This window comes from Citrobacter sp. VF227 (assembly GCF_052950715.1).
Window position 1 is genome coordinate 1 of the sequence record NZ_JBRFVF010000758.1, and the last position, 255, is coordinate 255.

Below are 255 nucleotides of genomic sequence, written 5' to 3' on the forward strand. Positions count from 1 at the left end.
GCGATTGGTCTGTTTGATAAAGGCATTCTGACCGGCGAACATCTGGCTATTCTGGCACCGGCAATCTATCTGATGGGGTCGCAGGTACAGTATTTGGGCCGCATTCTCGGCGTTATTGGCACCAGCGTTAAACGTATTCCCCTGATGATAATTATCTCCGTTCTGAACGCTTTTTTAGCGATGCTGCTGATGCGCATTATTCTCTGATAAGGAATGACCATGGATTTGGAAAAATACATTAATGAACTGCAAACG

1 pseudogene is annotated in these 255 nt (G+C 45.5%); it reads left to right on the forward strand.

Annotation, left to right across the window (positions count from 1 at the left end):
• Window positions 1–207: pseudogene (locus ACU8YC_RS28860) on the forward strand (hypothetical protein); the annotation flags it as partial.
• Window positions 208–255: the final 48 nt, after the last annotated feature.